28 protein-coding genes are annotated in these 24,687 nt (G+C 65.6%); 13 read left to right on the top strand and 15 right to left on the bottom strand.

Annotated features, from left to right (window positions below):
• The first annotated feature begins 30 nt into the window (after window positions 1-30).
• Both KUG38_RS16280 and KUG38_RS16275 read left to right on the top strand, forming a co-directional pair.
• Entirely contained in the window at window positions 31-330 is a 300-nt protein-coding gene (locus KUG38_RS16280) for a galactose oxidase (protein ID WP_353617847.1), read from the top strand.
• The gene (locus tag KUG38_RS16275) at window positions 327-764 is read left to right on the top strand and encodes an SLOG cluster 4 domain-containing protein (RefSeq protein ID WP_216923410.1); all 438 of its coding nucleotides are present in this window, start codon (window positions 327-329) and stop codon (window positions 762-764) included. The genes KUG38_RS16280 and KUG38_RS16275 overlap by 4 nt, the downstream gene beginning before the upstream one ends.
• Here KUG38_RS16275 and rppB read toward each other — a convergent pair.
• Window positions 697-2,067, bottom strand: coding sequence for a two-component system sensor histidine kinase RppB (gene rppB / locus KUG38_RS16270; protein WP_216918381.1), 1,371 nt, complete (start codon window positions 2,065-2,067; stop codon window positions 697-699). The genes KUG38_RS16275 and rppB overlap by 68 nt on opposite strands.
• Before the next feature lie 44 nt (window positions 2,068-2,111).
• The gene (rppA, locus tag KUG38_RS16265; protein WP_502988707.1) at window positions 2,112-2,816 is read right to left on the bottom strand and encodes a two-component system response regulator RppA; all 705 of its coding nucleotides are present in this window, start codon (window positions 2,814-2,816) and stop codon (window positions 2,112-2,114) included.
• Window positions 2,817-2,945: 129 nt separating this feature from the next.
• Here rppA and KUG38_RS16260 point away from each other — a divergent pair, with 129 nt between their 5' ends.
• From KUG38_RS16260 to KUG38_RS16250, 3 genes are read left to right on the top strand one after another with little or no spacing between them, the layout of a single operon-like run.
• Window positions 2,946-3,539 carry an efflux RND transporter periplasmic adaptor subunit gene (locus KUG38_RS16260; RefSeq protein WP_216923406.1) on the top strand — a complete coding sequence of 198 codons (594 nt, stop codon included), beginning with the start codon at window positions 2,946-2,948 and terminating at the stop codon, window positions 3,537-3,539.
• Between the two features lie 42 nt (window positions 3,540-3,581).
• On the top strand, window positions 3,582-6,722 hold the full coding sequence (locus KUG38_RS16255) for an efflux RND transporter permease subunit (RefSeq protein ID WP_216914327.1): 3,141 nt from the start codon (window positions 3,582-3,584) through the stop codon (window positions 6,720-6,722).
• Entirely contained in the window at window positions 6,719-7,822 is a 1,104-nt protein-coding gene (locus KUG38_RS16250) for a DMT family transporter (protein ID WP_353617846.1), read from the top strand. Before KUG38_RS16255 ends, KUG38_RS16250 begins: the two co-directional genes overlap by 4 nt.
• 363 nt (window positions 7,823-8,185) lie before the next feature.
• On the opposite strand, the gene KUG38_RS16245 is transcribed toward KUG38_RS16250, so the two are convergent.
• Window positions 8,186-9,121, bottom strand: coding sequence for a cation diffusion facilitator family transporter (locus KUG38_RS16245; protein ID WP_353617358.1), 936 nt, complete (start codon window positions 9,119-9,121; stop codon window positions 8,186-8,188).
• Between the two features lie 251 nt (window positions 9,122-9,372).
• Between KUG38_RS16245 and KUG38_RS16235 the strand changes: the two genes are divergently transcribed.
• Window positions 9,373-10,293 (top strand): alpha/beta fold hydrolase, encoded by a 921-nt coding sequence (locus KUG38_RS16235; protein WP_216923404.1) that lies wholly within the window; start codon window positions 9,373-9,375, stop codon window positions 10,291-10,293.
• 263 nt (window positions 10,294-10,556) lie between these two features.
• Here the strand turns inward: KUG38_RS16235 and KUG38_RS16230 are convergent, their stop codons facing one another.
• Window positions 10,557-11,867 carry an Nramp family divalent metal transporter gene (locus KUG38_RS16230; protein WP_216923402.1) on the bottom strand — a complete coding sequence of 437 codons (1,311 nt, stop codon included), beginning with the start codon at window positions 11,865-11,867 and terminating at the stop codon, window positions 10,557-10,559.
• 89 nt (window positions 11,868-11,956) lie between these two features.
• Window positions 11,957-12,910, bottom strand: coding sequence for a vitamin K epoxide reductase family protein (locus KUG38_RS16225; RefSeq protein ID WP_286196144.1), 954 nt, complete (start codon window positions 12,908-12,910; stop codon window positions 11,957-11,959).
• 91 nt (window positions 12,911-13,001) lie between these two features.
• Between KUG38_RS16225 and cadR the strand changes: the two genes are divergently transcribed.
• Window positions 13,002-13,418, top strand: coding sequence for a Cd(II)/Pb(II)-responsive transcriptional regulator (cadR, locus tag KUG38_RS16220; RefSeq protein WP_216923398.1), 417 nt, complete (start codon window positions 13,002-13,004; stop codon window positions 13,416-13,418).
• A gap of 16 nt (window positions 13,419-13,434) precedes the next feature.
• Here cadR and KUG38_RS16215 read toward each other — a convergent pair whose 3' ends face one another.
• The 4 genes from KUG38_RS16215 to KUG38_RS16205 all read right to left on the bottom strand — a co-directional run bounded on the left by KUG38_RS16215 (window position 13,435) and on the right by KUG38_RS16205 (window position 16,920).
• On the bottom strand, window positions 13,435-15,537 hold the full coding sequence (locus KUG38_RS16215; RefSeq protein WP_216923396.1) for a heavy metal translocating P-type ATPase: 2,103 nt from the start codon (window positions 15,535-15,537) through the stop codon (window positions 13,435-13,437).
• A gap of 196 nt (window positions 15,538-15,733) precedes the next feature.
• Window positions 15,734-16,144 carry a hypothetical protein gene (locus KUG38_RS16210; RefSeq protein ID WP_216923394.1) on the bottom strand — a complete coding sequence of 137 codons (411 nt, stop codon included), beginning with the start codon at window positions 16,142-16,144 and terminating at the stop codon, window positions 15,734-15,736.
• Window positions 16,145-16,258: 114 nt separating this feature from the next.
• Complete coding sequence (locus KUG38_RS17020; protein ID WP_286193042.1) at window positions 16,259-16,387, bottom strand: hypothetical protein; 129 nt, start codon at window positions 16,385-16,387, stop codon at window positions 16,259-16,261.
• A 35-nt stretch (window positions 16,388-16,422) separates the two neighbouring features.
• Window positions 16,423-16,920 (bottom strand): DUF411 domain-containing protein, encoded by a 498-nt coding sequence (locus KUG38_RS16205; protein ID WP_286193043.1) that lies wholly within the window; start codon window positions 16,918-16,920, stop codon window positions 16,423-16,425.
• A 160-nt stretch (window positions 16,921-17,080) separates the two neighbouring features.
• On the opposite strand from KUG38_RS16205, the gene KUG38_RS16200 reads away from it, so the two are divergent.
• A complete protein-coding gene (locus tag KUG38_RS16200; RefSeq protein ID WP_216914344.1) occupies window positions 17,081-17,818 on the top strand; it encodes a DUF305 domain-containing protein in 738 nt (245 codons plus the stop codon).
• Here the strand turns inward: KUG38_RS16200 and KUG38_RS16195 are convergent.
• The 5 genes from KUG38_RS16195 to KUG38_RS16175 form a co-directional block, all read right to left on the bottom strand.
• Entirely contained in the window at window positions 17,794-18,258 is a 465-nt protein-coding gene (locus KUG38_RS16195) for a cupredoxin domain-containing protein (RefSeq protein WP_216923392.1), read from the bottom strand. The two genes, KUG38_RS16200 and KUG38_RS16195, sit on opposite strands and share 25 nt — an antisense overlap.
• The gene (locus KUG38_RS16190) at window positions 18,258-20,294 is read right to left on the bottom strand and encodes a copper-translocating P-type ATPase (RefSeq protein ID WP_286196142.1); all 2,037 of its coding nucleotides are present in this window, start codon (window positions 20,292-20,294) and stop codon (window positions 18,258-18,260) included. The genes KUG38_RS16195 and KUG38_RS16190 overlap by 1 nt, the downstream gene beginning before the upstream one ends.
• A gap of 98 nt (window positions 20,295-20,392) precedes the next feature.
• Complete coding sequence (locus KUG38_RS16185) at window positions 20,393-20,719, bottom strand: hypothetical protein (RefSeq protein WP_216914350.1); 327 nt, start codon at window positions 20,717-20,719, stop codon at window positions 20,393-20,395.
• Window positions 20,720-20,738: 19 nt separating this feature from the next.
• Window positions 20,739-20,945, bottom strand: a complete 207-nt coding sequence (locus tag KUG38_RS16180) for a DUF3721 domain-containing protein (protein ID WP_286193045.1) — start codon at window positions 20,943-20,945, stop codon at window positions 20,739-20,741.
• Between the two features lie 105 nt (window positions 20,946-21,050).
• Window positions 21,051-21,266 carry a DUF3721 domain-containing protein gene (locus tag KUG38_RS16175; RefSeq protein WP_216914354.1) on the bottom strand — a complete coding sequence of 72 codons (216 nt, stop codon included), beginning with the start codon at window positions 21,264-21,266 and terminating at the stop codon, window positions 21,051-21,053.
• Between the two features lie 91 nt (window positions 21,267-21,357).
• Between KUG38_RS16175 and KUG38_RS16170 the strand changes: the two genes are divergently transcribed.
• The 4 genes from KUG38_RS16170 (at window position 21,358) to KUG38_RS16155 (ending at window position 23,593) form a co-directional block, all read left to right on the top strand.
• Window positions 21,358-21,747, top strand: a complete 390-nt coding sequence (locus KUG38_RS16170; protein WP_286196141.1) for a heavy metal-responsive transcriptional regulator — start codon at window positions 21,358-21,360, stop codon at window positions 21,745-21,747.
• Window positions 21,748-21,855: 108 nt separating this feature from the next.
• Entirely contained in the window at window positions 21,856-22,581 is a 726-nt protein-coding gene (locus KUG38_RS16165; protein WP_216923385.1) for a DUF305 domain-containing protein, read from the top strand.
• An 8-nt stretch (window positions 22,582-22,589) separates the two neighbouring features.
• Window positions 22,590-22,982, top strand: a complete 393-nt coding sequence (locus tag KUG38_RS16160; protein WP_216923383.1) for a DUF302 domain-containing protein — start codon at window positions 22,590-22,592, stop codon at window positions 22,980-22,982.
• Window positions 22,983-23,134: 152 nt separating this feature from the next.
• Window positions 23,135-23,593 (top strand): YrrC family ATP-dependent DNA helicase, encoded by a 459-nt coding sequence (locus KUG38_RS16155; protein ID WP_216923531.1) that lies wholly within the window; start codon window positions 23,135-23,137, stop codon window positions 23,591-23,593.
• Window positions 23,594-23,785: 192 nt separating this feature from the next.
• Here the strand turns inward: KUG38_RS16155 and KUG38_RS16145 are convergent, their stop codons facing one another.
• Window positions 23,786-23,968, bottom strand: coding sequence for a metallothionein (locus KUG38_RS16145; RefSeq protein ID WP_216909476.1), 183 nt, complete (start codon window positions 23,966-23,968; stop codon window positions 23,786-23,788).
• A 326-nt stretch (window positions 23,969-24,294) separates the two neighbouring features.
• Between KUG38_RS16145 and KUG38_RS16140 the strand changes: the two genes are divergently transcribed.
• Entirely contained in the window at window positions 24,295-24,684 is a 390-nt protein-coding gene (locus KUG38_RS16140) for a hypothetical protein (protein WP_216923381.1), read from the top strand.
• Window positions 24,685-24,687 lie beyond the last annotated feature (3 nt).

Here is a 24,687-nt window from a genome sequence, read left to right as displayed (position 1 = left end):
AGTACAGGTGTTCTCTGTGCTGGTGTTGTCGTGGCTGCTTCCCCACCCCGCTCCCGAGGCACACGGCTGGCCCCCAGCCCAGCGGCGGACGATGGCGGCTACGAGCAGTGGCCCTACCTCGATGAGGAGGTGCTGCTGGCCAGCCGCAGCCGCAAGGTCTGCATGACCTGCCACTGGTTTCGCCACCACGCCGGGGTGAACGGCATCCCGGTGCTCACCTGCCAGCTGCATCAGGGCTTGCTGGCCAATGGGGAGCACCTCACCCGCCGCTGCCAGGGTTGGACCGAAGACATGACGCGCCAGCGGGGCTGGTGCCCGGAGGTGGCATGAGCAGCCGGCGGGCGGTGGTGGGTGTGATGGGCGATGGAGAGGGCGCCTCCGCTGAGGCTGTGGCCATCGCCGAGGAAATGGGGGAGTGCATTAGCCGCAAGGGTTGGGTGCTGCTCACCGGTGGCCGCCCGGCGGGGGTGATGGCGGCGGCCAGCCGCGGCGCATCACGGGTGGAGGGGCACCTAGTGGTGGGGGTGTTGCCCGATGTAGGCAACGACGACGACAGGCAGAGCACGGCGGAACTGGATCTGGCCGTGTTCACCGGCATGCGGATGGCCCGCAATGTGATCAACGTGCTCAGCTCCGATGTGGTGGTGATCTGTGGGGGCGGAGGCCCCGGCACAGCATCAGAAGCCGAACATGCGGTCAATGGGGGCAGGCCGTTGATCCTGATGGCGGTGCCGGCGTTGTGGCCATGGGCAGTTTCACGGTGAAGACACTCCCGGAACCCGGCTTGGAAGCCACGATGATTTCGCCGCGATGGCGACGGATGATCGCCGCCACGATCGAGAGGCCAAGGCCGGTGCCGCCCTGACGGCGGGAACGACCGGGATCACTGCGGAAGAAGCGATCGAAGATGCGTTGTTGATCGGCTGGAGTGATGCCCATACCGCTGTCCTGCACCTGCAACAGCCCAAGGTTTCCCTCGCGCCTCAGGCTCAGCAGCACCTCCCCGCCTGACGGTGTGTACTGAATCGCGTTCAAGAGCAGGTTGGACACGAGCCGATAGAGCTCCGATTCCACTCCCAACACGTTGAGATCGTCATCACCACTCTGCAGGCGGAGCTGCACCTCGGCAATCGACGCCGCCTCGCTGGTCTCCTCCAATAAATCGCATGCGATCTGCGTCAAGGAGCAGGACTGCATGGCGGCTCCGGCCTCGGGACCATCGAGCCGGGCCAGCAGCAGCAGGTCGCTGATCAGGCGGCTCAGCCGTTGCCCCTGCCCCTGGACCGCGGCCAGCATCTGGTCCCTGGCGACGGCGTCAGCCGGAGGCTTCGTCCTGTGGGCTTCCACCACGGCCAGCAGGTTGGCCAGAGGTGCGCGCAGTTCGTGGGCTGCATCGCCGGTGAACTGCTCCTGCTGCCGGTACGCCGCCAGCAACGGCCGCATCGCCAGACCCGACAGCCACCAGCTGGCCAGGCCTGCCACCACCAGGGCCAACACAACAATCGTCTGAGTTGCCCACCACAGTCGTTGCCGCTCTGCGTCGAGCCCGCTCAAGCTGCGCCCGATTTGCAGATACCCCCAATCCATCTCCAGCGCATTCGCGCCAGGGTCCGCTGGCGTGTGGGAACGGTGCAGGTGGATCGAATACTGCAGGAAGCGTTCGCCTCCAGGCCCTGCCACCACCGTCCAGGCGGGGCCAGGGCGTTCTGCCTTGGCCCTTGGCGATCCCGGGGAGTGGGCGATCAGTCCACCGCTGGGATCCAGCAGGCGCAGGTAGAACCGCTCCGGGTCCGTGATGCTGACGGCGTGGCGCGGGATCAGCGAGGGGGCCGGCTGACATGGGGATCCCACCAGACAAAGCCCAGGCAGCACCGCGGCCAGCTGGGGAGAAGGCTTGGCTTCCGCCGGCAGCAACGGCTTAAGGCTGTCATGCAAGGTGCCGGCCAGGGTTTCCACCTCGCGCTCGAGGGCCGACCAGTTGGAGCGCATCAACAGGCCCAACATCCCAAGGCCTGCGCCATAGAGGATCACCCCGATCACCAGCAGGTAGACAGCCGCCAGCCGCATCCGGCTACGGGACATGGGACCAGGCCTGGCCATAGCGAGCCGTTCTATGGCTCTTCCTCAGGCTCCGGATCAAAGCGGTAACCCTTCGAGGGGACCGTGACAATCGGACAGGGCAGCCCGTGACTGGCGATCTTGCGCCGCAGCAGACGCACCTGGGCCGCCACCACATTGCTGATCGGATCCTCATCCAGCGACCAGAGCTGGGACCGCAGTCGCGCTCCGGGAATGATCTCCTGCGGATGCTCCATGAGAAAGGCCATGAGCTGGAGTTCCTTCGCGGACAGGTTGATCCTGGTGGTTTCCTCTCCCCGCTGAACGGTGAGGCAGCCCTGGGCCGGATCCAGCACATAGGGCCCGGAACTGAGCAGTGGCTCGCGGTAGTTGGGCTGGCGGCGTTGCAGCGCGCGGATCCTCGCCAGCAGTTCCTCCATCGCGAACGGCTTGCTCAGGTAGTCGTCGGCGCCGGCATCAAGGCCTTGCACCCGGTGGCTGGTGTCGGCCAGGGCAGTGAGCATCAGCACCGGCAGGGTCAGACCGGCCCCGCGCACCCGACGGCAGAGTTCAGGGCCTGAAAGACCCGGCAGCATCCAATCGACGATCAGCAGGTTGTAGGTGGCCAGCTCGCTGCGCAGCAGGCTCCAGGCCCCCAGACCCTCCGTCACGTGATCGACGACATGCTGCTCGGCCCTGAGCACCGTCTGGATCGCCCCGGCCAGCTCCGCTTCGTCCTCCACCAACAGGATGCGCAGGGGCATGGGCCTGGGCCAGAAGTCAGACATTGCGGCTGATCCTAGGTAGCGCAAGCGGTTTCACCTGTTTTTCATCCCCACTGCGGCATCCTCTGCGGGTCCTTGTCCTGCCCTCGCGGCAGCAGCAGCATGCGCGCCCTTCTTCTGGCCACCAGCCTCAGCCTCGGAACCATGACCCTCGGCAGCCTGGCCATCGGCGGACTCCATCCGGCCGTGGCCCATGTGGGCCATGGCGATGAGTTTCAGCAGCAGGGGAACGTGCGCCAGGTGAAGGCAAGCGCCGAGATCGATTCCATGCTGGGCATCACCACCGCCCCTGCCACCGAAGCCGGCGGTGTGGTCTCCATACCCGTCGCCGCGGTGGTGGATGCGGATGGCAAGCCGCTGGCCTTCGTGAAAAGCGGCACCACCTACGACCCGGTGTTCCTCCAGACCGGCGCCAGCAAGGGCGATCAGATCGAAATCACCGACGGCAGCATCTCGCCGGGAGACGACGTGGTGACCCAGGGGGCCCTCTCGCTCTACGCCGAATCCAAGAAGAGCCAAAGCGCCGTGGCCGCCAGTGAGGAAACCCCCGCCGCTGCTTCTGATGCCCCAGCCACCCCAGCCGTGGCCGCGCCCTCGGCCGCCGCAGGCCTCAACCCCCTGGTGATCGGGGCCGGTGCTGCGGTGGTGGTGGTGGGCGGTGTGGTCGTGGCCTCCCGCCTGGGGAAGAAGAACTGACACCCGAAGCCTGCGCTTTCTACCGCCACTCAACCCATTCCCATGTTTGAAAGCCTGCTCAACCAGACGCTGCGCACCTCGATCGCCAAACGCTGGCTGGTGGTTGTGGTCGCCATCCTGATCACGCTCTGGGGCCTTTCGATCCTCAGCCGCATGCCCCTGGATGTCTTTCCCCAGTTCGCCCCACCCCAGGTGGATGTGCAGACCACCGCCGATGGTCTGGCACCAGAAGAGGTGGAACAACGCATCACCGTGCCGATCGAATCGGCCGTCAACGGACTGCCGGGAGTGGAAACCGTGCGCTCCTCCTCGAAGGTGGGGCTTTCGATGGTGCAGGTGATCTTCGATCAGAACGCCGACATCAACCGGGCACGCCAATCGGTGGCGGAACGCCTGCAGCAGATCGAGGCGGAGCTGCCCGCCAATGCCAGCGCGCCGGCCATCTCCCCGCTCGTGTCGCCACTGGGCACGATCCTGCAGTACGCCTTCACCTTGAAGGGCGGCGGCCCGACCACGCCGATGGAGCTGCGCCGGATCGTTGCCACCACCTTCAACAACCAGATTCTGGCGGTGCCCGGTGTTTCCCAGGTGACCCTCTATGGCGGTGAAGAAGCCCAGCAGCAGATCCAGATCAATCCCCAGCAACTGCAGGCCCGCAATGTGTCGCTGCAGGCCGTGGCTGAGGCGGCTGCAGCGGCAAGCTCCAATGCACCCGGCGGTTTTTTGATCGCGGGCGGGCAGGAGAAACTGATCCGCGCCAGCGGCCAGGCAAGCAGCCCTGAGGAACTCGCCGATTCCGTGGTGACAGGCAGCAAAGGCCAATCGCTCAGGCTCGGGGATGTCGCCACCGTGCGGCTGGCCAGCGCCCTCAAGCGCGGCGACGGCAGCTTCAACGGCAAGCCGGCGGTGGTGCTGATGATCAACAAGCAGCCCGACATCGACACCCCCAGAGTCACACGTGAGGTGGAGGAGCGGATCGCCGCCCTCAGCAAGACCTTGCCGGGCGACATTCAAGTGAAGCGCACCTTCCGGCAGGCCAGTTTCATTGACACGGCGATCAAGAACGTCAGCAGCTCACTGCTAGAAGGCATCGCCATCGTCTCGGTGGTGATGCTGCTGTTCCTGATGAACTGGCGCACCGCCGTCATCACCCTCAGTGCCATCCCCCTGTCGTTGCTGATCGGCCTGATGCTGATGCGCGCCTTTGGGCTGGAGATCAACACCATGACCCTCGGCGGGCTGGTGGTAGCGATCGGCTCGGTGGTCGACGATTCCATTGTCGACATGGAGAACTGCTACAGCGGCCTGCGCCAGAACCAGGTGGCCGCCCAGCCCAAGAATCCCCTGCAGGTGGTGTACGAAACCTCGGTGGAGGTGCGCCAACCAGTGATTCTCTCCACCGTCATCATTGTGGTGGTGTTCGCGCCGATCTTCAGCCTCACAGGAGTGGAAGGGCGGATCTTCGCGCCGATGGGCCTGGCCTATCTGCTGTCGATCGCCGCCTCCACCCTGGTGGCACTCACCCTCTCGCCAGCGCTCTGCGGGATTCTGCTGGCGAACACACGGCTCCCCGCTGAGAGCACCTGGATCGCCACCTGGGCCGAGAGGGCTTACAGGCCAATGCTGGAGATGGCGCTGAACTCACCCAAGCGGGTGCTGGCCGTGGCCCTGGCCGTGGTGGTGCTGGCCTGCGCCATCCTGCCCAGCCTCGGGCGGGTGTTCCTGCCGGAGTTCCGCGAGAAGTCCCTGGTGAATTCGATGGTGCTTTATCCAGGCGTGTCGCTGGAGATGACCAACCGCGCCGGGCTGGCGTTGTCCAACACCCTCAAGGCCAATCCACTGTTTGAGTGGGTGCAGGTTCGTACCGGCCGGGCCCCGGGAGATGCCGATGGGGCAGGCGTCAACCTGGCCCATGTGGATGTGGAGTTGAGCGATGCGGCGATGAAGGATCGCCCTGCCGCCATCGCCGCACTCCGCCAAGCCTTTCTTCGCCTTCCAGGCGTGGCACCCAACATCGGCGGCTTCATCTCCCACCGCATGGATGAGGTTCTCTCGGGGGTGCGCAGCGCCATCGCGATCAAGATCTACGGGCCCGACCTGGCCGAACTGCGCAGGATCGGCGAGCAGGTGCGTGACGCCATCGAACCGATCCAGGGGGTGGTGGATCTGCAGCTCGAACCCCAGTTGCCCATCCAGCAGGTGCAGATCGCTTTCGATCGCAAGGCCGCCACCGCCAACGGACTGACGATGCAGCAACTCGCTGATGCGGTGGAGATCGCCCTCAACGGCAAGACGGTGGGCCAGGTGGTGAGCAACGGCACCGATCGCACCGATGTGGTGGTGATGCTGCCCGAGCAATCCCGTAACAGCCTCGATGCCCTGCGCGCCATTCCGATCTCAACCCCCGCCGGCACCATGCTGCCGCTGGGATCCCTGGCCCGGATTGACAACGGACTGGGCGCCAATGTGGTCAACCGGGAGGATGTGTCTCGCTTGATCGTGGTGTCCGCCAACGTCAGTGGCCGGCCACTGGGAACGGTCGTCGGCGACATCCAAAAGACGATCGACACCAAGATCAAGGTGCCCAGCGGCTACTTGATCCGCTACGGCGGGCAGTTCGAATCAGAGGAGCGGGCCACCGCCAACCTGGTGCTCTACAGCTTGCTGGCCACGATGGTGATTGCCGTGTTGATGTTCGTGTCCGTCAAATCTCTGCCGGCCACGATTGCCATCCTGATCAATCTGCCCCTGGCCCTTGTCGGTGGCCTGGTAGCGATCCTGCTCACCGGCGGTGTGCTTTCGGTGGCCTCCCTGATTGGATTCATCACCCTATTCGGGGTGGCGGTCCGCAATGGCCTGCTGTTGGTGGACAACTACAGTCGCCGCCACGCCGAAGGGCTGGAGCTCAAGGAGGTGATCCGCGCCGGCAGCCTGCAGCGCCTCAACGCGATCCTGATGACCGCCCTCACCTCGGCCCTGGGCATGCTGCCGCTGGCCCTGGCCTTCGGGGCCGGCAACGAGATCCTCCAACCCCTGGCGATTGTGGTGCTCGGTGGTTTGCTCACCTCCACCAGCCTCACCCTGCTGGTGCTCCCCGCCCTCTATGCCAGTTTCGGACGCTGGTTGCTTCCCCGGCTCCGCAAGCCTGCGCGAGGCTTGAAGCCATTGGCGGCGATCCTGTGACGAGAGTGAGGGGTAACCCACAGCGGCAGGGGCTGATCGCTGGCCTGCTGGCCGCGGTGTTCTTCGGCCTCAGCGCTCCCTTGATCAGCGTCGTCAGCCAAGAAGGCTCGCCGCTGATGATCGCGGCGCTGCTCTACGCCGGAGCTGGCATCGCGCTGCTGATGGTGCGGGGGTTCCGTGGTCAGCAGCAGCAGGAGTCACCGGTGCAGCGCCGTGACCTTCCACCGCTGCTGGGGCTCACCGTTCTAGGGGGGATGGTTGGTCCGATCTGCCTGGTCCAGGGTCTCACCCTGCTTTCGGCGGGCTCCGCCTCGCTGCTGCTGAACCTGGAAGCGGTGTTCACGCTGCTGATCGCGGTGCTGATCGGCCGTGAGCACCTCGGCCGCAGGGGGCTGATCGCGGCCGTGTTGATCCTCTCCGGTGCCGTGCTGCTCACGGAGGGCTCTCTTCACGGAGCAACTCTGCAGGGCACCCTGCTGATCGCCGGCGCCTGCCTGGCCTGGGGGATCGACAACAACCTGAGCCAGCGCCTGAGCCAGCGCGACCCCCTCCAGATCGCGATGCTGAAGGCGATCGGGGCCTCAACTCCCATGCTGCTGCTGGCCCTGGCGGCCGGCCAATCCCTGCCGGCCTGGCCCGTTCTTCTCGGACTGCTGGTGATCGGCGCGATGGGCTACGGCCTCTCGATCTGGCTTGATCTGCTGGCCCTACGCCATCTGGGTGCGGCGCGCGAATCCGTGGTGTTTTCAACGGCTCCGTTCGTAGGCGTCCTGTTCTCCGTAATGGTGCTGCGCGAGGCATTCACTAGCGGCATGGGGACGGCCTCAGCCCTGATGCTGCTCGGCGTTGCCGTTCTGCTCAAGGAAGACCATGCCCATTGGCATCGCCATGACGCCTTCAGCCATGCGCATCGTCACAGGCACGACCCGACCGGCGGAGACCCCCACCACAGCCACGACCACCCTCGGAATGACCAGCTCTCAAGCGATCCACAGCAGGCCTATTGGCATGCCCATGAGCATCAGCACGCACCGATTGAGCACGAGCATGCTCACGTCAGTGATGTTCATCACCGCCATGGTCATCGCCAGGGAGGCTGAGACGCATCGCTACTGCTGATACTGAGATTGATTGAACCATCTCAAGTGAGATTTTTACACGGCTTTATCATGGATCTTCAGGCCAAGTGTTGACATGAACCTGTGGGCGGCTTCTGTCCTTGTGGCGAAGTTAAGAATCAGCGCCAGAAGTTAAGCAGGAACCTTCTGAGTGCTGCTGAGGAGGGCCGCCCCCTCCCCCGCTGGTGTCTCGCCCAGAGCCCTCGGCGAAAAAGGGAGCCGTGAGGCCCATGGGGCTGGTCCTTTTGGGACTCAGATCACCGAGACGGTGCAGCCCCGGGTGCCCTGCAGCTTGCGGGCGATCGCGAAGGTGGCATGGACCCGAAGGGTGCATCTTCCACTGGTTCAGCAGTCGCCGGCTGTCTCCAGTTGCAGGGTGCTCTTCCGGATGCCCATCTCTGCCAGACGGCGGCGCGCCTGCTCAAGGAACTCGCCGGCGTCTGTGAACGTTGCCGCTCGACACAGAATGTGAGCGGTCAGCGCGGTCCGTGAGGTGCTCACCCCCCACACGTGTAACTCCTCCACCTCAACCACACCCGGGAGGTCAAGCAGGGCCTGGCGGATCCGATCAACATCGATGTGCCGTGGAGCGGCATCCAGATTGACGGCGATGGCCTCGGCCAGCAGGCCCTTGGCGCTCCAGATCACGGCCGCCCCCACACCAATGGCGGTGACTGCATCGAGCCAGAGCCAGCCGGTAACACCTACCAGCACGGCACTGACCAGCACCGCCACCGACACGGCGGCATCGGTGAGCAGATGCAGCACAGCGGCCCGCTGGTTGAGGTCGTGGTGGTGGTCCTGCCCGAACAGGCGAGCTGAGATGAGGTTGACCGCGATGCCGGCGGCGGCAGCCCAGGCGACCGGGCCAGCTACGAGGGGCACAGGATGCACCAGCCGTTGAATGGCTTCCACCACCACCACAACACCGGCAGAGAAAAGAAGAAGTCCATTCACCAGGGAAGCCATATGGGAACTGCGCCCATAGCCATAGGTGAAGCGGCCTGAGGCGGGCCTTTGGCTGAGACGCTCAGCCCCCCAGCCAAGGAACAGGCCCACCACGTCCCCCAGGTTGTGGAGGGCATCGCCGATCAGCGCCACTGAGCCAAAGCCAAAGCCGATCACCAACTGCAGGGCTGTGAGGCCGCTGTTGAGCACGATGCTCCAGCGAAATGCCCCGGGGGCACTGCTGCGGTGACCATGATCGTCGTGGTGATCGTGATCGTGATCGTGAATGTGCACGTGGTCGTGCCCGCTTTGGTTGCGGTGTCGATTACTCACGTTTATTCCTCTTGCTGGGCCGCCAGGTAGGCGGCGATCATGTCCTCCATCCCTTGCTGGGTGCGGCCATGGGGCCTCAGGCCCTTGGCGGCCCAGACCCGGTCCAGTTCCATCCGCAGAGCTTCTGGAATCCAGCAGGAGAGCATCACCTTCCCTGTCCGGCTGGAGGAGCAGCGACCTCGCTCTGGGGTCATCGCCTTACTGTGTGAATGTGCACAATAGCCTTGATGAAGACAGCTTCCTCCATGCCCATGGCCCAGGCTCCCCTTGGTCCCACCAAGGCTTCGGCGGAGGCCTCTCACGATCGGGATCTGACCTACGTCTGGTCCCATGAAGGCCAGACCATCCGCGTCGCCTACGGGATCTCTGGCGGCGATGGCCCTGCTTGGTTGCTACTACCCGCGCTGAGCACCATCTCCAGCCGCCAGGAGTGGCAGCCGTTCATCGAGGCGATCTGTGGCCGCTCTGGCGATGCCGACTCGTTACCCCGCCTGATCAGCGTGGACTGGCCGGGCTTCGGGGGGAGCGAGCGGCGGCGCCTTGCCTACGACGCTGATTTGCTGGCTGCCTTCCTTGTGGACTTCCGCCGCGACTGTTGCCCGGTGGATTGTGGTCTGCTGGCCGCCGGCCATGGAGCCGGCATCGCCCTACTGGCTGCCACACGCGGTCTGCAGACAAGGGAATGGGTCGTGGTTGCCCCCACCTGGCGCGGGCCGTTCCCCACCATGGCGGGGCGGCGGAGTCGGGTCTTCAACGCCATCCGTCTCCTGGTGGAAATACCCCTGATCGGTTCGCTGCTCTACCGCCTAAACACTTCTGCAGGAGTGCTGGGCTGGATGAGCCGGCGTCATGTGGATGTGGCCGGTCCGGGCCTGACGCAAGCTGGGTTGGAGGCACGGCAACGGATTGCCCGCCAGCCCGGTGCGCGCTTTGCCAGCGCCGCCTTTGTGACCGGGGGGCTGGATCCGTTTGATCGCCCCGATGGCTGGCTGGCAGCGGTCTCCACCCTGCAGCAACCCCTCACCGTGGTGATCGCTGATCAATCGCCACCGAAATCCCTGGCGGCGATGACAGCCCTGTCAGCGGTAGCCAGCCGGGCCCTCCATCTCCCCGGCCGGTTGGGATCCCATGAGGAATTTGGCCCAGACCTCGCCAAACTGCTCGAGTATTGAGCCATCGGACTTGGCTTGGATCTTCTGTCCCCTTTCAGGACTGATCAAGCGATGGAGCAGCTGATTGCTCAGCAACGCAAAGGCCAGCTGGCAGCCATCACTACCGCCGTCCTCTTCGGCTGCAGCGCCCCCCTAATCAGCACCCTCGCCGGGGAGGGTTCAGCCCTGAGCATGGCGGCGCTCCTGTACGCGGAAGCCACCCTCGGGCTTCTTGCTGTCCGCCAGCTGCGGCATGGGCCCTCGCAGAGGCTGCAGTCAACAGTTCAGCCGCCCCGCAGCACCGTGGTGAGCAACGACAGGTTGATCATCACAATCACGCTGGCGCACAGCCAGCCTGCTGCCTGAAGCCAGAGCGGCGCTCTGAGCTCGCCCATCAGACCGCGCCGCCCGCAGAACCACACCAGCGGGATCACCGCGAAGGGCAACTGCAGCGACAGCACCACCTGGCTCAGCACCAGCAGATTCGTGGTGGCCCGCTCGCCGAACAGGATCACCGTGGCCATCGCCGGGATCAGGGCCAGGCCTCGGGTGAGCAGCCGCCGTTTCCAGTCCGGCAGCCGGATCTGCAGGAACCCCTCCATCACGATCTGGCCGGCCATGGTGGCGGTGAGGGTGGAGCTCTGGCCCGCCGCCAGCAGGGCTACCCCGAACAGCACGCTGGCGAGCGACGTGCCCAGCATCGGCGTCAGCAACCGGTAGGCCTCGCTGAGGTCCGTCACCGGCTGCGGCAGTCGTCCGTAGAAGCTGCCGGCGGCCAGCACCAGGATTGAGACATTGATCAGAAAGGCCAGGCTGAGGGCGATCAGGGTGTCCCAGGTGCTGAAGGCCAGCGCCCTGCGCTGCGTCCCGCGGCCGCCGGCCCAGAGGCGGGTCTGCACCAGTGAGGAATGCAGATAGAGGTTGTGGGGCATCACCGTGGCCCCGAGAATGCCGGCGGCCAGAAACAACTGCTGGCCGTCCCTGAGGCTGGCGGCCTGCGGAAGAAAGCCCAGGCCCACCTGGCTCCAATTGGGCTGCAGCAAGAACATCTCTACCGCGAAACAACCGCCCACAAGGGCCACAAGGGCAATCACCAGGGCCTCCAGTCGGCGGATCCCGAAGCGCTGCAGGGCCAGCAGCAACAGGGTGTCGGCGGCCGTTAGGCCCACCCCCCAGGGCAAAGGAAGACCGAAAAGCAGCTGCAGGGCAATGGCGCTGCCCACCAGCTCGGCCAGGTCACAGGCAATGATCGCCACCTCGGCCAGCAGCCACAGGGGAATCCGGCAGAACCGCGGCAGGAGCTGGCTGCAGGCCTGGGCCAGATCCAACCGCGTCGCGATGCCCAGCCGGCAGCAGAGCGACTGGAGCACCATCGCCATCAGGCTGGAGAGCCCGATCACCCACAGCAGGCGATAGCCGAACTGGGACCCGGCCGCCAGATCGGTGGCCCAGTTGCCCGGATCCATGTAGCCGACGGCCACCAGGTACCCGGGTCCGAGCACCCGTAGGAACGTGCGCAGCGTGCCCAGGCCGGCAGGCACCTCCACGGCCTGCGTGTCGATGCGGGCGGCGGTGCCGAGCGGTGCATCAGGCATGAAGCGATGCCAGCGGAGCTGGAGGTTAGGGCGAGGGTGGCGTTGGTCCCTTATCGGGGAATGGCTGGCCTGGCAGGGTGATTGCCTGCTCAGAAGTCGCGAGGACCCGTGTAGCCACTGAGATCGGCGAGGGTGTTCAGCGGCTTGACGCCCGAATCCATAACGCCCTTGATCTGCCAGCTGGGATAGCCCTGAACCCCCTGCTGCTTGCACAGCTGCGCCTGGGTGTTGGCACCGTCTTCGGCACATTCGATCACCTGGAGCTTGGCGGCAGCCTCCTTGCCGAAGGCCTCCTTCTGGTCATGGCAGTGGGGGCACCAGTACGCCGTGAACACCCGGGCACCGACGCTGCTCAGATGCTCCGCCAGGGCAATCTTGGCCGGCGAACTGGCGCTGACCACAGCTGGGGCCGCGCGCCCGCTTGCAGCGACAGGCTGGTCCGCCGAGGCCGCCCAGCCCAGCCCCATCAGACCGACAAGGAGGGCTGTCATCACTCCGCGAAAGATCAGCTGGCCAAGGTCGATCCAGCGACCTCCAACAAGGCTCAACAGGAACAGCGCGAGGCTGAGGGCGGCTGACACCACACAGAAGGTGCAGAAGGCCTTGATCTCGAAGACCAGGAGCCCCATCAGCACCAGGCTGAAGACGGCCATGCCGCTGCTGGTGAAGAACAGAGCCCAGCGATTGCCCTCCGAGGCAGGGGCCCGCAGACCTCCTCGCAGCAACGGCATCAGGGCCAGCAGGAGCACCGTGGCGTAGGCCAGGAACCCAAAGAGAGAAAGTGGCTGGCCCAGCAGCGTGCCCCAGGCGCTGCCGAGCACCTTGTCGCAGCCATCGCTACCGCCCGGACAGGACAGGCTGCCGATCCAACCCCAGCGCTTGGCGGTGATCGAGCCGGTATCGATCATGCCGATCGTGGCGAGCACGGCCATGGTGAGGCGCACCCAGGGCCGGCCTGGCTCCTGGCCGACCCGACGGCTGGAGAGAGGCTTGGTTCGCGTAGCGCTGCTCACAGGGGGAGAGAACGGCTGAGATACGGCCATTGAAAAGCCTGGAGTGGCTTCAGGGTCAAGGGCCTAGCGTTGCGCCAGGGAGGCTTGTCCGCCCGACTTGCCAACCCAAGGGGATGAATCCATGCAGATTGGCGAGTTGGCACGATCCACCGGGGTGAAGATCGAAACCATCCGCTATTACGAACGCGAGCACTTGCTGCCGCTGCCACAGCGCACGGATGGCAACTATCGCCTCTATACGCCGCGGCATATGGAGCAGTTGCGCTTCATCCGCTACTGCCGCAGCCTTGGCATGAGCCTGGAGGAGGTCCGCATCCTGATTGGGGTGCTCGACACACCATCCGGAAGCTGTCTGACGGTGAATGCCCTGCTGGACGAGAAGATCGCCGAGGTCGATGCCCGCGTGAATGAGTTGCACAAACTCCAGGATCAGCTACGGCAGCTCAGAGGGCTTTGTCAGCAACCGGATGAGGTGAAGACCTGTGGCATCCTCATGGAGTTGAACCGTTCGGCTGGAATCGACAAGGCTCAGGTCTGATCGTTCCCGACCAGGCTCAGCCCTTGATCTTGCCAAGCGTGGGAGTGCGAAGCAGTCGAAGTCCATTGGCGATCACGATCAAGCTGGTGCCCATGTCCGCGAAAACCGCCATCCACATCGTGGCGTTCCCGGCCACGGTGAGCACCAGAAAAAGGGCCTTGATTCCCAGGGCCAGGACGATGTTCTGGCGCAGGATGCGGAAGGTGCGGCGAGAGAGGGCGATCGTTTCCGGTACGCGCATCAGATCGTCGTTCATGATCACCACATCGGCAGCTTCGACGGCGATGTGGGTGCCGCTAGCCCCCATCGCAAAACCGATGTCCGCCTGGGCCAGAGCCGGCGCATCATTGATGCCATCTCCTGCCATGGCCGTGAACCCGTAGCGGGCCTGCAGATCGGCCACCGCCTCGAGCTTGTCCTGGGGCAGCAGGTTGCTCTTCACCTGCTCGATGCCGGCCAGGGCCGAAATCGCGCCGGCGGTGGCTGCGTTGTCACCCGTGAGCATCACCGGGGTGACGCCCAGGGATCGCAGGGCTTCCATGGCGGCAGCGGAGCTGGGCCGAACGGTGTCGGCTACGGCGATCAGGGCGAGCACGCCGCTGTCATCCGCCAGCAGGCTGAGCGAGCGACCCTGGCGCTCATGGACCTGCATCGACGCCTCCAGTCCGCTGGAGCAAAGGCCCAGCTCCTCGATCCAGCGGTGGTTGGCCAGCATCAGCGGCCGCCCTGCGATCACGCCGCGCACCCCGCGCCCCGGCAGAGCCTCGAAGGACTCCACGGCCAGCCGCTCGCCATCGAGGCCTGCGGCCACCGCCCGCGACACCGGATGGTCGGAGCGCTCCGCCAGGCTGCTGGCCCACTGTTTGAGAACGCCAGCGTCTGGCCCTTCTCGCTGAGGGGAAAAGGCCACCAGCTTGGGCTGGCCCAGGGTGATCGTGCCGGTCTTGTCGAGCGCCAACACCTTGATCTTGCGGGCCTCCTCGAGGTAAAGGCCGCCTTTGATGATGATGCCGCGACGGGCGGCGGTGGCCAGGCCGCTCACCACCGTGACCGGTGTAGCGATCACCAGCGCACAGGGGCAGGCGATCACCAGCAGCACCAGCGCCTTGTACATCGCCTGCAGAGGGGTGAACCCCAGCAAGGGCGGCGCCAGCAGGGCAACAGCCAGTGCCACCACGAACACCGCCGGGGTGTAGCGGGCCGCAAAGCGATCCACGAAGCGCTGGATCGGAGCACGGGAGGCCTGGGCTTCCTCCACGGCCTGGATGATGCGCGCCAGGGTGCTGAGCGAGGCGGGCGCCGTTACCTGGATCTCGAGGGCGCTGCCCTGGTTGATCGTGCCCGCGAACACCGCATCGCCTGGGCCCTTGTCGACCGGCAGGCTTTCGCCGGTGATCGGGGCCTGGTTGATCGCACTCTCGCCGCTGAGCACCGTGCCATCGAGAGGCAGGCGCTCGCCCGGGCGAACGCGCACCACATCTCCAATGGCAACAGCACTGGCGGACACGCGCTGCCAGCGGCCATCGCTCTGGCGGATCTCCGCCTCGTCGGGAGCCAGGGCCATCAGGCTGGTGATCGCTTGGCGGGCCCGCTCCACCGCCCGCGCTTCGATCGCCTCGGCCACGGCATAGAGAGCCATCACCATGGCGGCTTCCGGGAAGCGGCCGATCAGGAAGGCGCCCGTGACCGCCACGCTCATCAGCGCATTGATGTTGAGCCGGCCCTGGCGCAGGGCGGCCAGGCCCTTGCGAAACACGGAGAAGCCCGCCAGGGCGATCGCGGCGATGGCGATCCCGATCTCCACCAGCTCATGGCCCGGGTAGGCGGGAACGACCAGATGCAGCAGCTCCGCCGTGAGCGCCAATGCCAGGGAGCCCGCCAGGCGGAGCCGTTCAAGGCGCCGTTCGGCGCGGGTCTGGGCGGCAGAAGGCCGGTGATCGGAGCTGATCGGCTCCGGGTTGAATCCCAGCCGGCGGATTGCGGCAAGGGCGGAGTTGAGCCCTGCGGCTTCGGCATCGATCGCCAGAACGCGCTCGGCCAGCAGGAACCTCAGGCCGCGGATGCCGTCGACACCTGCGAGGGCATGGCGGATCTCGGTTTCTTCGGTGGCGCAATCCATGGCGCTGATCCGAAACCGCGCTTCTCTGGCGCTTGCCGGCTCCGGTTGCGGCGCCGTGGTGGCTCCAGCCGTCTGCCCGCTGGTTCCGCTGTTGCAGCAATGTTCCGCCATGGTCCTGTCATCCAGACCCCATCAAACAGCCTGTAGTCACTTCAGGGTCAAGGGTGGGTGGGGCTGTGTGTCCGCAGGCTGTTGATCAACGCAGCTGGGGACACTCCTGATCCTGCATCTGCTGCATCAGCCCATCGGCTTGCCGGGCCAGCTTGGCTCCAGCCGCCGTGTAGAACCTGAACTGCTGGCGGTTGACGTAGAGAACCCGCCGGCTGCGCAGCAGCTGTTCTTCCGCCTTGTGGCGGCACTCGATCAGGGCCTGGTAGTCGATGGTCGTCTCGTTGCGGTCGTTGGCATTGGCCCCATCGGCCTGCTGGCTGAGGACCGGGCAGATCCGTTCACGGATGGTGCGGACCAGGGCGATTTCGGCCTTCATGGTCTGCTCGGCCAGGGCATTGCGTTGCTCCAGCAGGTTCCGGCACGCCTCCATATCCGCCGCCGTCGCCGGAGCCGCCAGCCACCAAAAGGCCAGCGACAGGGTCAGGACGTGGCGCATGAACGGATCAACGTGATCGAGCTTGTGGCAGTGAGAGAGAGTGCGACTTGCGAAATCGAGAAAGCTCACCCGAAGGCGCACCTTCTCCCCCGAGCGCACCAGCACTGTGTCTTTTCAGCGGCGCTGGGATTGGTCGCGGCCATCACGGGCATCCATCCGATCGGGATCGAAGGGCTGGAAATTGATCACGCCCCCCAGCCCCAAGCCCATCACGATGGCATGGGGCTGGGAGAAGCTGGGCATGTCCTCCGGTTGCGGCAGAAGGTTTTTGGGAGACCTCAGGGGAAATGACGCGAGAAAACACTGGTGCGCCCGGTGGAGGAGAAGGCCAGAACGCTGTAAGACTCTGTTGCCTTGGCCGATTCCATACCAGGAGAACCCAACACCATTCCCGGTACGGCAAGGCCCAACACCGGCGGGCGACTCCGAAGCAACCTCTTGACATCGGCGGCCGGAACGTGGCCCTCGAGGACATATCCAGCGACCTGGGCGGAATGGCAGGACGCCAGCTGACTGGGGACTCCCAGTCGACGTTTGACACTGTCGGAATCGGCGATGACGACATCTCGCACCTGGAAGCCGTTGTCGCGCATGTGCTGGATCCATCCCTTGCAGCACCCACAACTGGCTGAGCGATACGAGGTGATGGGCACCGGAGCGGTGGCCGCCGCCACTGGCAGGGGTGAGCCGACTCCTGTGGTGACAGCTGTGAGCGCGCTGATGCCGGCGAGCAAGCCAAGGAGAGGCGAAGACCGAAACAAGTGATCGGTGTTCATGGAATGACGATGAGGCTTGCCATTACCTTAAGGTCTCCAGTCAGGAGGAGAGTCAAGCCCTGGAGGGCTGGCATCGGCCGGCGCAGATTTGCTGTGGCCCTGGTCCTTGACTCTCCCGCCAAGGGGAGACCATACGGTGAGCTGCTGTGACCCTGCCGCCATGCGCCCGTCCCACTTCACCGCCACCTTGATCGGGCTCGCCTCTGCCCTCAGCGTGGCGGCTCCTGCCCTGGCCCAGATGCCCGGTGGCATGAATCATGAAGGGCACCAGGGCATGCCGGGGATGATGGACATGCCTGGGGTGTCTGCCCCTGCCGGATCCTCGCCGGCCCATGCCGGCCACGCCCATGACGTGGGTCCCGCCGGTGCCACCTACGACCTGCGCTTCATCGATGGGATGGTGCAGCACCACACCGGCGCGCTGCGGATGAGTGAATTCGTCTTCGGCATCGGTGCACCTGGCGTGGGAGCCCTCGGCAAGACGATCTGGCGCGATCAGGCGGGCGAGATCCGGGCCATGGGGCTCTGGCGCAAGGCCTGGTATCCCCAGGCGCCCGTGTATCCCGTGGCCCTAGCCAGCGGCGGCGATCCCGACAGCCTCGCCGGCCTCACCCGCATGAGCCAGGCCCAGATCGATGGCATGCGGATGATGGGTGAGATACCCACCAAGGACAACCGGGTGGTCTGGTTCCTGGAGGGGATGCTCGAGCACCACGGCGGGGCGCTGATCATGGCCCACGACGCCCTGGCCAAGAGCACCAACAGCACGATTCGGCGCTTTGCTCGCGGCGTGATCGTGGCCCAGCGGGCCGAGATCATCGAATTGCGCAGGATGCTGGCGGTGGAAGGATTACGCAAGAGCGAATATCACAACTACGACGCCCTGTTTGCGCTCTGATTGTTGGCGCTCTCCTCCACCACCTCCAGCACGCCGCGCACCATGTTCATGCCGCAGTGGAAGGGATAAACACCGGCTTCGGTGGGCGGCAACTCCAGGCTGGTGGTGGCCTCAAGGGGTAGATCGAGGGTTTTGTGGAAATCGGGGAAGATCACCTGGGCCACGCAGCCGCTCGGATCGATGCGGTGAAACGACAGCCTCAGTGGCCTCCCTGCCTTCACCTGGATTCTCGAGGGCGCATAGCCCCCATCGACAGTGATGGTGATCTCCTGCACGCCCGCCTCGCTCTCGCCGGCCGCCACGCCACCGCCATGGCGGCCGAGGAACCACCACAGTTCCCAGGCGATGAGAAGCAAGCCAACCATGGCCACCAGCCCTTTGAGGGCCATGGGTTGATCGATGGTGCGCCAGAGGGGCGCTGCGGCAGCAAGGATCTGCATCAGGTGCTTGGAAGTGGTAGGCGCGCGGGGCGGAAGTTCCGCAGCCTCAGGGCATTGCTCACCACCGACACGGAGCTGAAGGCCATGGCGGCGCCGGCGATCATCGGGCTCAGCAGCCAGCCGGTGAGCGGAAACAGCAAGCCCGCCGCGAGTGGGATGCCGGCCACGTTGTAAGCGAAGGCGAAGAACAGGTTCTGGCGGATGTTGGCCATGGCGGCCCGGCTGAGTTCGATCGCCGCCGGCACGCCGGCCAGGTTGCCGGAGATCAGGGTGATGTCGCTGGCGGCGATCGCCACATCGGTGCCGGTGCCCATGGCGATGCCCACATCCGCCTGGGCCAGGGCGGGGGCGTCGTTGATGCCGTCGCCCACCATCGCCACCGGGCCCTCGCCCTGTTCCTGCAGCTTGCGAATCACCGAGGACTTGTCGGCGGGACGCACCTCAGCAATCACCCGCTCGATCCCCACCTGGGCGGCCACCACCTCGGCGGTGCGTCGGGCGTCGCCGCTGAGCATCACCACCTGCAGACCCAGATGCCGCAGGGCGGCCACGGCGGCTTCTGAACTGGTTTTGAGGGGATCAGCCACACCGAAGCAGGCCTCGATCCGCCCGTCCACCAACACGGCCGCCACACTGCAGGCGGCGGCCTCGAGACGCTCCACCAGGGGCTTGAGGGCGGCCGTGTCGATGCCGAGCTCCTCGAACCAGCGGGGGGTACCGACCCGCACCTGCCGGCCGGCGACCACCCCCTGCACGCCGCGGCCGGCCACGGCCTCGAAGTCCACCACCGCCGGGAGTTCACGGTCCTTCAACTGGCTGCGGGCATAGGTCACGATCGCTTCGGCCAGGGGATGCTCCGAGCGGGATTCCAGCGCGGCTGTGAGGGCCAGCAGGGTATCGGCCGGCAATGCTCCACCTTTCAGCCGTTCGAAATCGGTCACCTCCGGCTGGCCGCGGGTGAGGGTGCCGGTCTTGTCGAGCACGATGGTGCGCAGCTTGCCGGCCGTCTCCAGGGCCTCGGCGCTGCGGAAGATCAGCCCATTCTCGGCCCCCTTGCCGGAGGCCACCATGATTGAGGTAGGGGTGGCGAGGCCCAACGCGCAGGGGCAGGCGATCACCAGCACGCTCACCAGAAACAGCATCGCCAGCACGGGATTGCCGCTGACGAGGAACCAGACCACGAAGGCCGTAATCGCCAGGGCAATCACCACCGGCACGAACCAGCCCACCACCTGATCGGCCAGGCGCTGCACCTGGGTGCGGGAGCTCTGGGCCTGGCGCACCAGCTCCACGATCTGGGCGAGCACGGTGTCGCCCCCCACCCGGCTGACGCGGAACGTGAAGCTGCCGCTGCGGTTCATCGAGGCGCCGATCACGGCATCACCGGCGGCTTTGGCGACAGGCGTGGGTTCACCGGTGAGCATCGATTCCTCCACCCAGGAGCTGCCTTCGCTCACCTCCCCATCCACCGGGATCTTTTCGCCGGGACGCACCTGCACCAGGTCCCCCACCACCACCGTCGACACCGGAACTTCAACCGGTTGTCCCTCCCGCAGCACCCGGGCGGTAGGGGGCTGCAGCTGCAGCAGCCGCCGGATCGCTTCTGAGGTCTGCCCGCGGGCCCGGGCCTCCAGCAGGCGGCCCAGCAGCACCAGGGTGAGGATCACCGCGGCGGTTTCGAAGTAGACGTCGGTCGGCAGGCCTTCAGCGATCAGCACCTGCGGGAACAGGGTGGTGAACAGCGAGGTGAGGTAGGCGATGCCTGTGCCTGCCGCCACCAGGGTGTTCATGTCGGCGGAGTGCTGGCGGAAGGCCGAGACGGCCCCGGTGAAAAAATCACGCCCGCACCAGAACAGCACCGGAGTGGTGAGGATCAGCTGGGTCCAGGGGCTCGTGAACCAGAGCGGCAGGAAGGAATGATGCCCAGTGCCGAGCATGTGGGGCAGGCTGGAAACCACCACCAGGACGGTGAGCACGGCCGCCACGCTGACCTTGCGGCGCAACAGGGTGCGCTCCCGGGCCAACTCCCGCTCCATGCCGTCCGCCGATGCGGCTGGGCCCTCGGCATGACAACAAGACGAGCTCGGGGAAGGGGTCATCCCTTCAAGCTAGTGGTGTCCAGTTAGGTGGAGACTCAAGTCCCGTGATTTTCGTAGCCTGGTCCCTGATTGTTCGCCTTTGAGCTCAATGATGCTGGTCGCTCGCGGGGGCCGCCGAGCAGCAGGCCCACGCCTGAGATGGCAATGATCAACGTAAGAATGCCGATGATCGCCGAGTAATAGGGCTGCAGGTTGAGCATCCCGAAGTTGCCCGTGTGGACCTTGAGCAGCCAGAAGGCATCGATGTTGTTCGCCAGCATCAGCCCATAGATCGAACCCGACAGCGCGGTGATGATCAGGGGGACCGCTGCGATCGGCACCAGGGCTCGATGGATGCGGCGGCGCAGATGGCGGCGGCTCATGGGGATCGCCGGCTTGGGGTCAGTTGTTCTGCAGGGCCTTGTGGAGCGCCTGCTCATTGGCACAGGGCATCCACAGCGAGCCCATGGCAAAGGCGCCCTTGCACTTGAGCTCGACGGCGCGTTGCTCCGCCTCCTGCTTGGTCTTGAACATGCCCTTCATGTGCGCCGCAGCGGGTGCAGTGGTGAGGAGCGGGGCGAAGGCCACCGCCGACAGGGCGACCAGCAAGGCCCACCGGTAGGGCTGTTGGAGGGGGCTGGTGTGGTGCGGGATCATCGGGTTGTCGCGGGGATGGTCAGGGCAAGAATCAGAGGCGGGAAGGGCACGGTGGGGTCACTTCTCCTTGGAGACGGCCTTCTCATAGACATCGAAGTTCTTGCAGGGCATCCACTCCTTGCCCATCGCGAAGGCGCCGCTGCACTTGAGCTCCTTGGCGCGCTGTTCCGCAGCGGCCTTGCTGGGGAACATGTCGTTGGCCTGGGCCCGAACGACGCCGGGGTTCAGCAAGGCGCCAGCCGACAGCAGGAGAGCCAGAGCGATGCGGTTCACAGGGTGGTGGGGGAGCAAGCCTGAGGTCAGCTTAGAGTCTCCCCACGGCAGGAGAGTCAAGCCCATGGGAGCTGTTGGCATGAAGACCGGCATGAAGATCGGGGCTCTGGCCGGCCGCAGTGGCCTGCCGGTGAAAACCCTCCGCTACTACGAAGATCTCGGCCTGCTGCCGGCGGTGGGCCGCAGCGAAGGCGGTTACCGCCTGTTCGGTGAGGAGAGCCTGCGGCGCCTGGAATTCATCCGGCGGCTCAAGAGCCTCGGCCTGACTCTTGATGACATTCAGGAGTGTCTGGCGGTGCACGATGCCGGTGAGCTCCCCTGCGTCGACATCCAGCGGCAGCTCCAACGGCAGATCGATCTGGTGGACGAACGGCTGCGGGAGCTGCGTCTGTTCAGGAGGGAACTGCAAAGCCTGCTGCAGAACTGGCAAAGCGATCCAGCGCCGAACACGGCCGTGATCTGCCCGAATCTCAACGTCTGAGCAGCCCCCGGCCGGCGGAGGTCACGTGAACATTCGGCTGAATTGTCAAGCCACTTGCTAACCCGTGGCCACCTTTGAAATGGACGGCAAGCGAGCGGTGTCGAAACAATGGCCAACAACGATCCACGACGAAGATTCTTCGGACGGCCAGCCCTGCTGCTGGCCACGGGAGGCATCATCACGGTCTCCCTTTGGGCTGGCACCCGGTGCCTGTCCCAGGGTATGGGCGGTGCCGGCATGCCCGGCTACGGGGGCGGTGCCGGCATGCCCGGGTATCGAGGAGGCGTGGGTGGCCCGGGCCAGATGGGGATGGGCCACTCGGATCAGCAGTTCATCGTGATGATGATCCCCCACCACGATGGGGCGATCGCGATGGCCGATCTCGCCCTCAACCGCGCCAAGCGGCCCGAGATCAAGGAACTGGCGAAGAGCATCAAGGCCAGTCAGACCAGCGAGAACGCCCAGATGCGCGCCTGGTACCGGCAGTGGTTTGGCAAAGATGTGCCCAGTTGGGGTCCGGGCACTGGCTGGGGTTGGCAGAACGGCATGGGCATGGGTGGAGGAATGGGCATGGGCGGGGGCATGGGCATGGGCATGGGACAGATGGGTGGTGGCACGAACCTCTCTGCCCTGAGCGCAGCCCCTGACTTCGACCGTGCCTTCATTGAGCAGATGATTCCCCACCACCAGATGGGCGTGATGATGGCCTCGATGGCCCAGACCAATTCGCAGCACCCGGAGCTTCGTCAGTTGCAGCAGGCCATGGTGCGGGTGCAGAGCGATGAAATCCAGCAGATGTCCCAGTGGTATCGCAGTTGGTACGGCACACCCTGAGGCCACCGATGGATCCGTTCTTCATCCTCGATACGCCGAAATCCTTCGAGGCCGCCAGCGCCGCCCTGCAGAAGGCGGTGGCGGAGCATGGCTTCGGCCTGCTGGCCGTGCATGATCTGGGCAACACCCTGCGCAGCAAAGGTCAGCCGTTCCTGGAGCAGTGCCGCATCTTCGAGGTGTGCAACCCCCAGCAGGCCGCCACTGTGCTCAGCACCACGATGGCGCTCAACATGGCTTTGCCCTGCCGGATCTCCGTCTACACCGAAGCCGGCCAGACCCGCCTCGGGATGATCCGCCCCGAGGCGATGCTTGCGGGCCTCTCGGCCGATCCCTCCCTGCGGGAGGTGGCCCGGGCGGTGGAGACCTCCACCACGGCGATCATCGAGGCCGCTGCGGCCTAGCCGGGTAGACCTTTAAAGGTGAGCCCACAGGCCACGTCCGCCCTGGCACCCCCGTACTCACTGATCCTGCCCAGGCGTCGCCGCAGCCCACCGAGGCCCTGGCCGGATCGTTCCAGCGCGTCACCTTCCACAATCCCGACAACGGCTTCTGCGTGCTGCGCATCAAGGCCCGCGGCCACCGCGACCTGGTGACGGTGGTGGGCCATGCCGCCGAGATCAGTGCCGGTGAATGGGCCACCGTGAGCGGCACCTGGGTGAACAGCCGCGAGCACGGCCAGCAGTTCAAAGCCTCCTTCCTCAGGGCTTCCGTTCCAACCACCACGGAGTGGATCGAGAAGTACCTGGGTTCGGGGATGATCCTCGGTATCGGCCCGACCCACGACGTTGACACCCTGGCGGCTGAGCCGGCGATCTTCCTACCCACTCTGCTCCGCGATGAGCGCCACAGGGAGGTAGGCAGAACCATCCCCTGGGCAGAGCAACGCCTGGGCGCGTTGAGCTCACCCCCAGACAGAGGGCGCCGACCGGACGATCAAGCCACTCAGGCCCACCACCTCCACCAGCGTCTGCGGCCCGCTGATCTGGCGTGGCGGCCATCACAGAGCGGGTAGCGGTGGGAAAGGCCGCAGCCGCAGACCATCACCGTGCTGGCTTGATCAAGCCGCAGCTCCCGTGACACCCAGCCAGTGCCGAGGTGGGCGCCATCGCAGATCCAGCCATGGCGGCTGCGGCCGCAGCGGCAGAGCTGGTGCACTCCCGCTGGCAGCTCCAGGGGAATCGGACCCGCAGAAGGCGGAGCCGATTCAGCCATGGCACTCACAGCCACAGCCGGCGTGGCAGGGCTCACCGTTGGGGTGCCCTTTGGCGCAGACCTCGCTGCAGAACAGCAGGGCGCCGTTGCGGAACGGGCTGTCCGCCTGCACCGTGCAGTGGCAGCCTGGGCAGGCACACTGCAGCGTGGTTGGTTTCTCCAGGGTCGTGGTCATGGCCTCTCCTTGCTCTGTGCCGATGGGCCCAGTCTGGTGCCGTCAGCACCGGGCAGGAACGGCTTGCCGTACTGACAAGCCGGGCTGCTGGACCTATTGATGAATCAGAGGCCACGACCAGGGCAGCGCGAGCCCAGACCCTGCAACCGGCCCAAGGGCGCTCGATACGGGGCGCCCTTCTCATTGGGGGCGTAGCCAGCCTTTCTGCAGCTGTCCTCAGATGCAGAACATTGGCTCTTCGCGGTAAACGTGTCCGGCTTCCCCGGCAGCGCCACGGTTGCTCAGGTAGCCAGGCCTAGCGTTAAGGCCACACCGCCGGGTGGGCCATGGCCGTGGTGAACCGCTGCGCGGTGGGGATCTACCCCAGCGAGAAACTGCTTGCGTGGGCGCGGCAGCACGACCTGGATGTCGATGCGGCTGGAGCCAGGGAGCCCTGCCTGTATCTGATTCCCGACTACGAGACAGAAGAGGAGGCTGAGGAGATCCTCAAGGAGGTCTTCGAGGCGATCTTCGAAGCCGAGCTCGACTACTGGCATCGCGACACCGGCACCTGGCCGGCGGAGCGCACCTACGCGGTGTTCCGCAAGTGGTTCGACGTCCGTCTCTACCCCCTGATCCAGGACCTGGTGGGCGAGGAACTCACCGCCACCGAGGTGGATGAGGAGTTCCTCGGAAAGCTGCGTACGGAGCTGGAGGAACTAGAGCCGCGCCCCTGAGAG

Origin of the sequence: Synechococcus sp. CCAP 1479/9, assembly GCF_019038535.1 — a bacterium.
Taxonomy (GTDB): domain Bacteria; phylum Cyanobacteriota; class Cyanobacteriia; order PCC-6307; family Cyanobiaceae; genus Cyanobium.
This window is presented reverse-complemented; position numbering and strand designations above follow the sequence as displayed.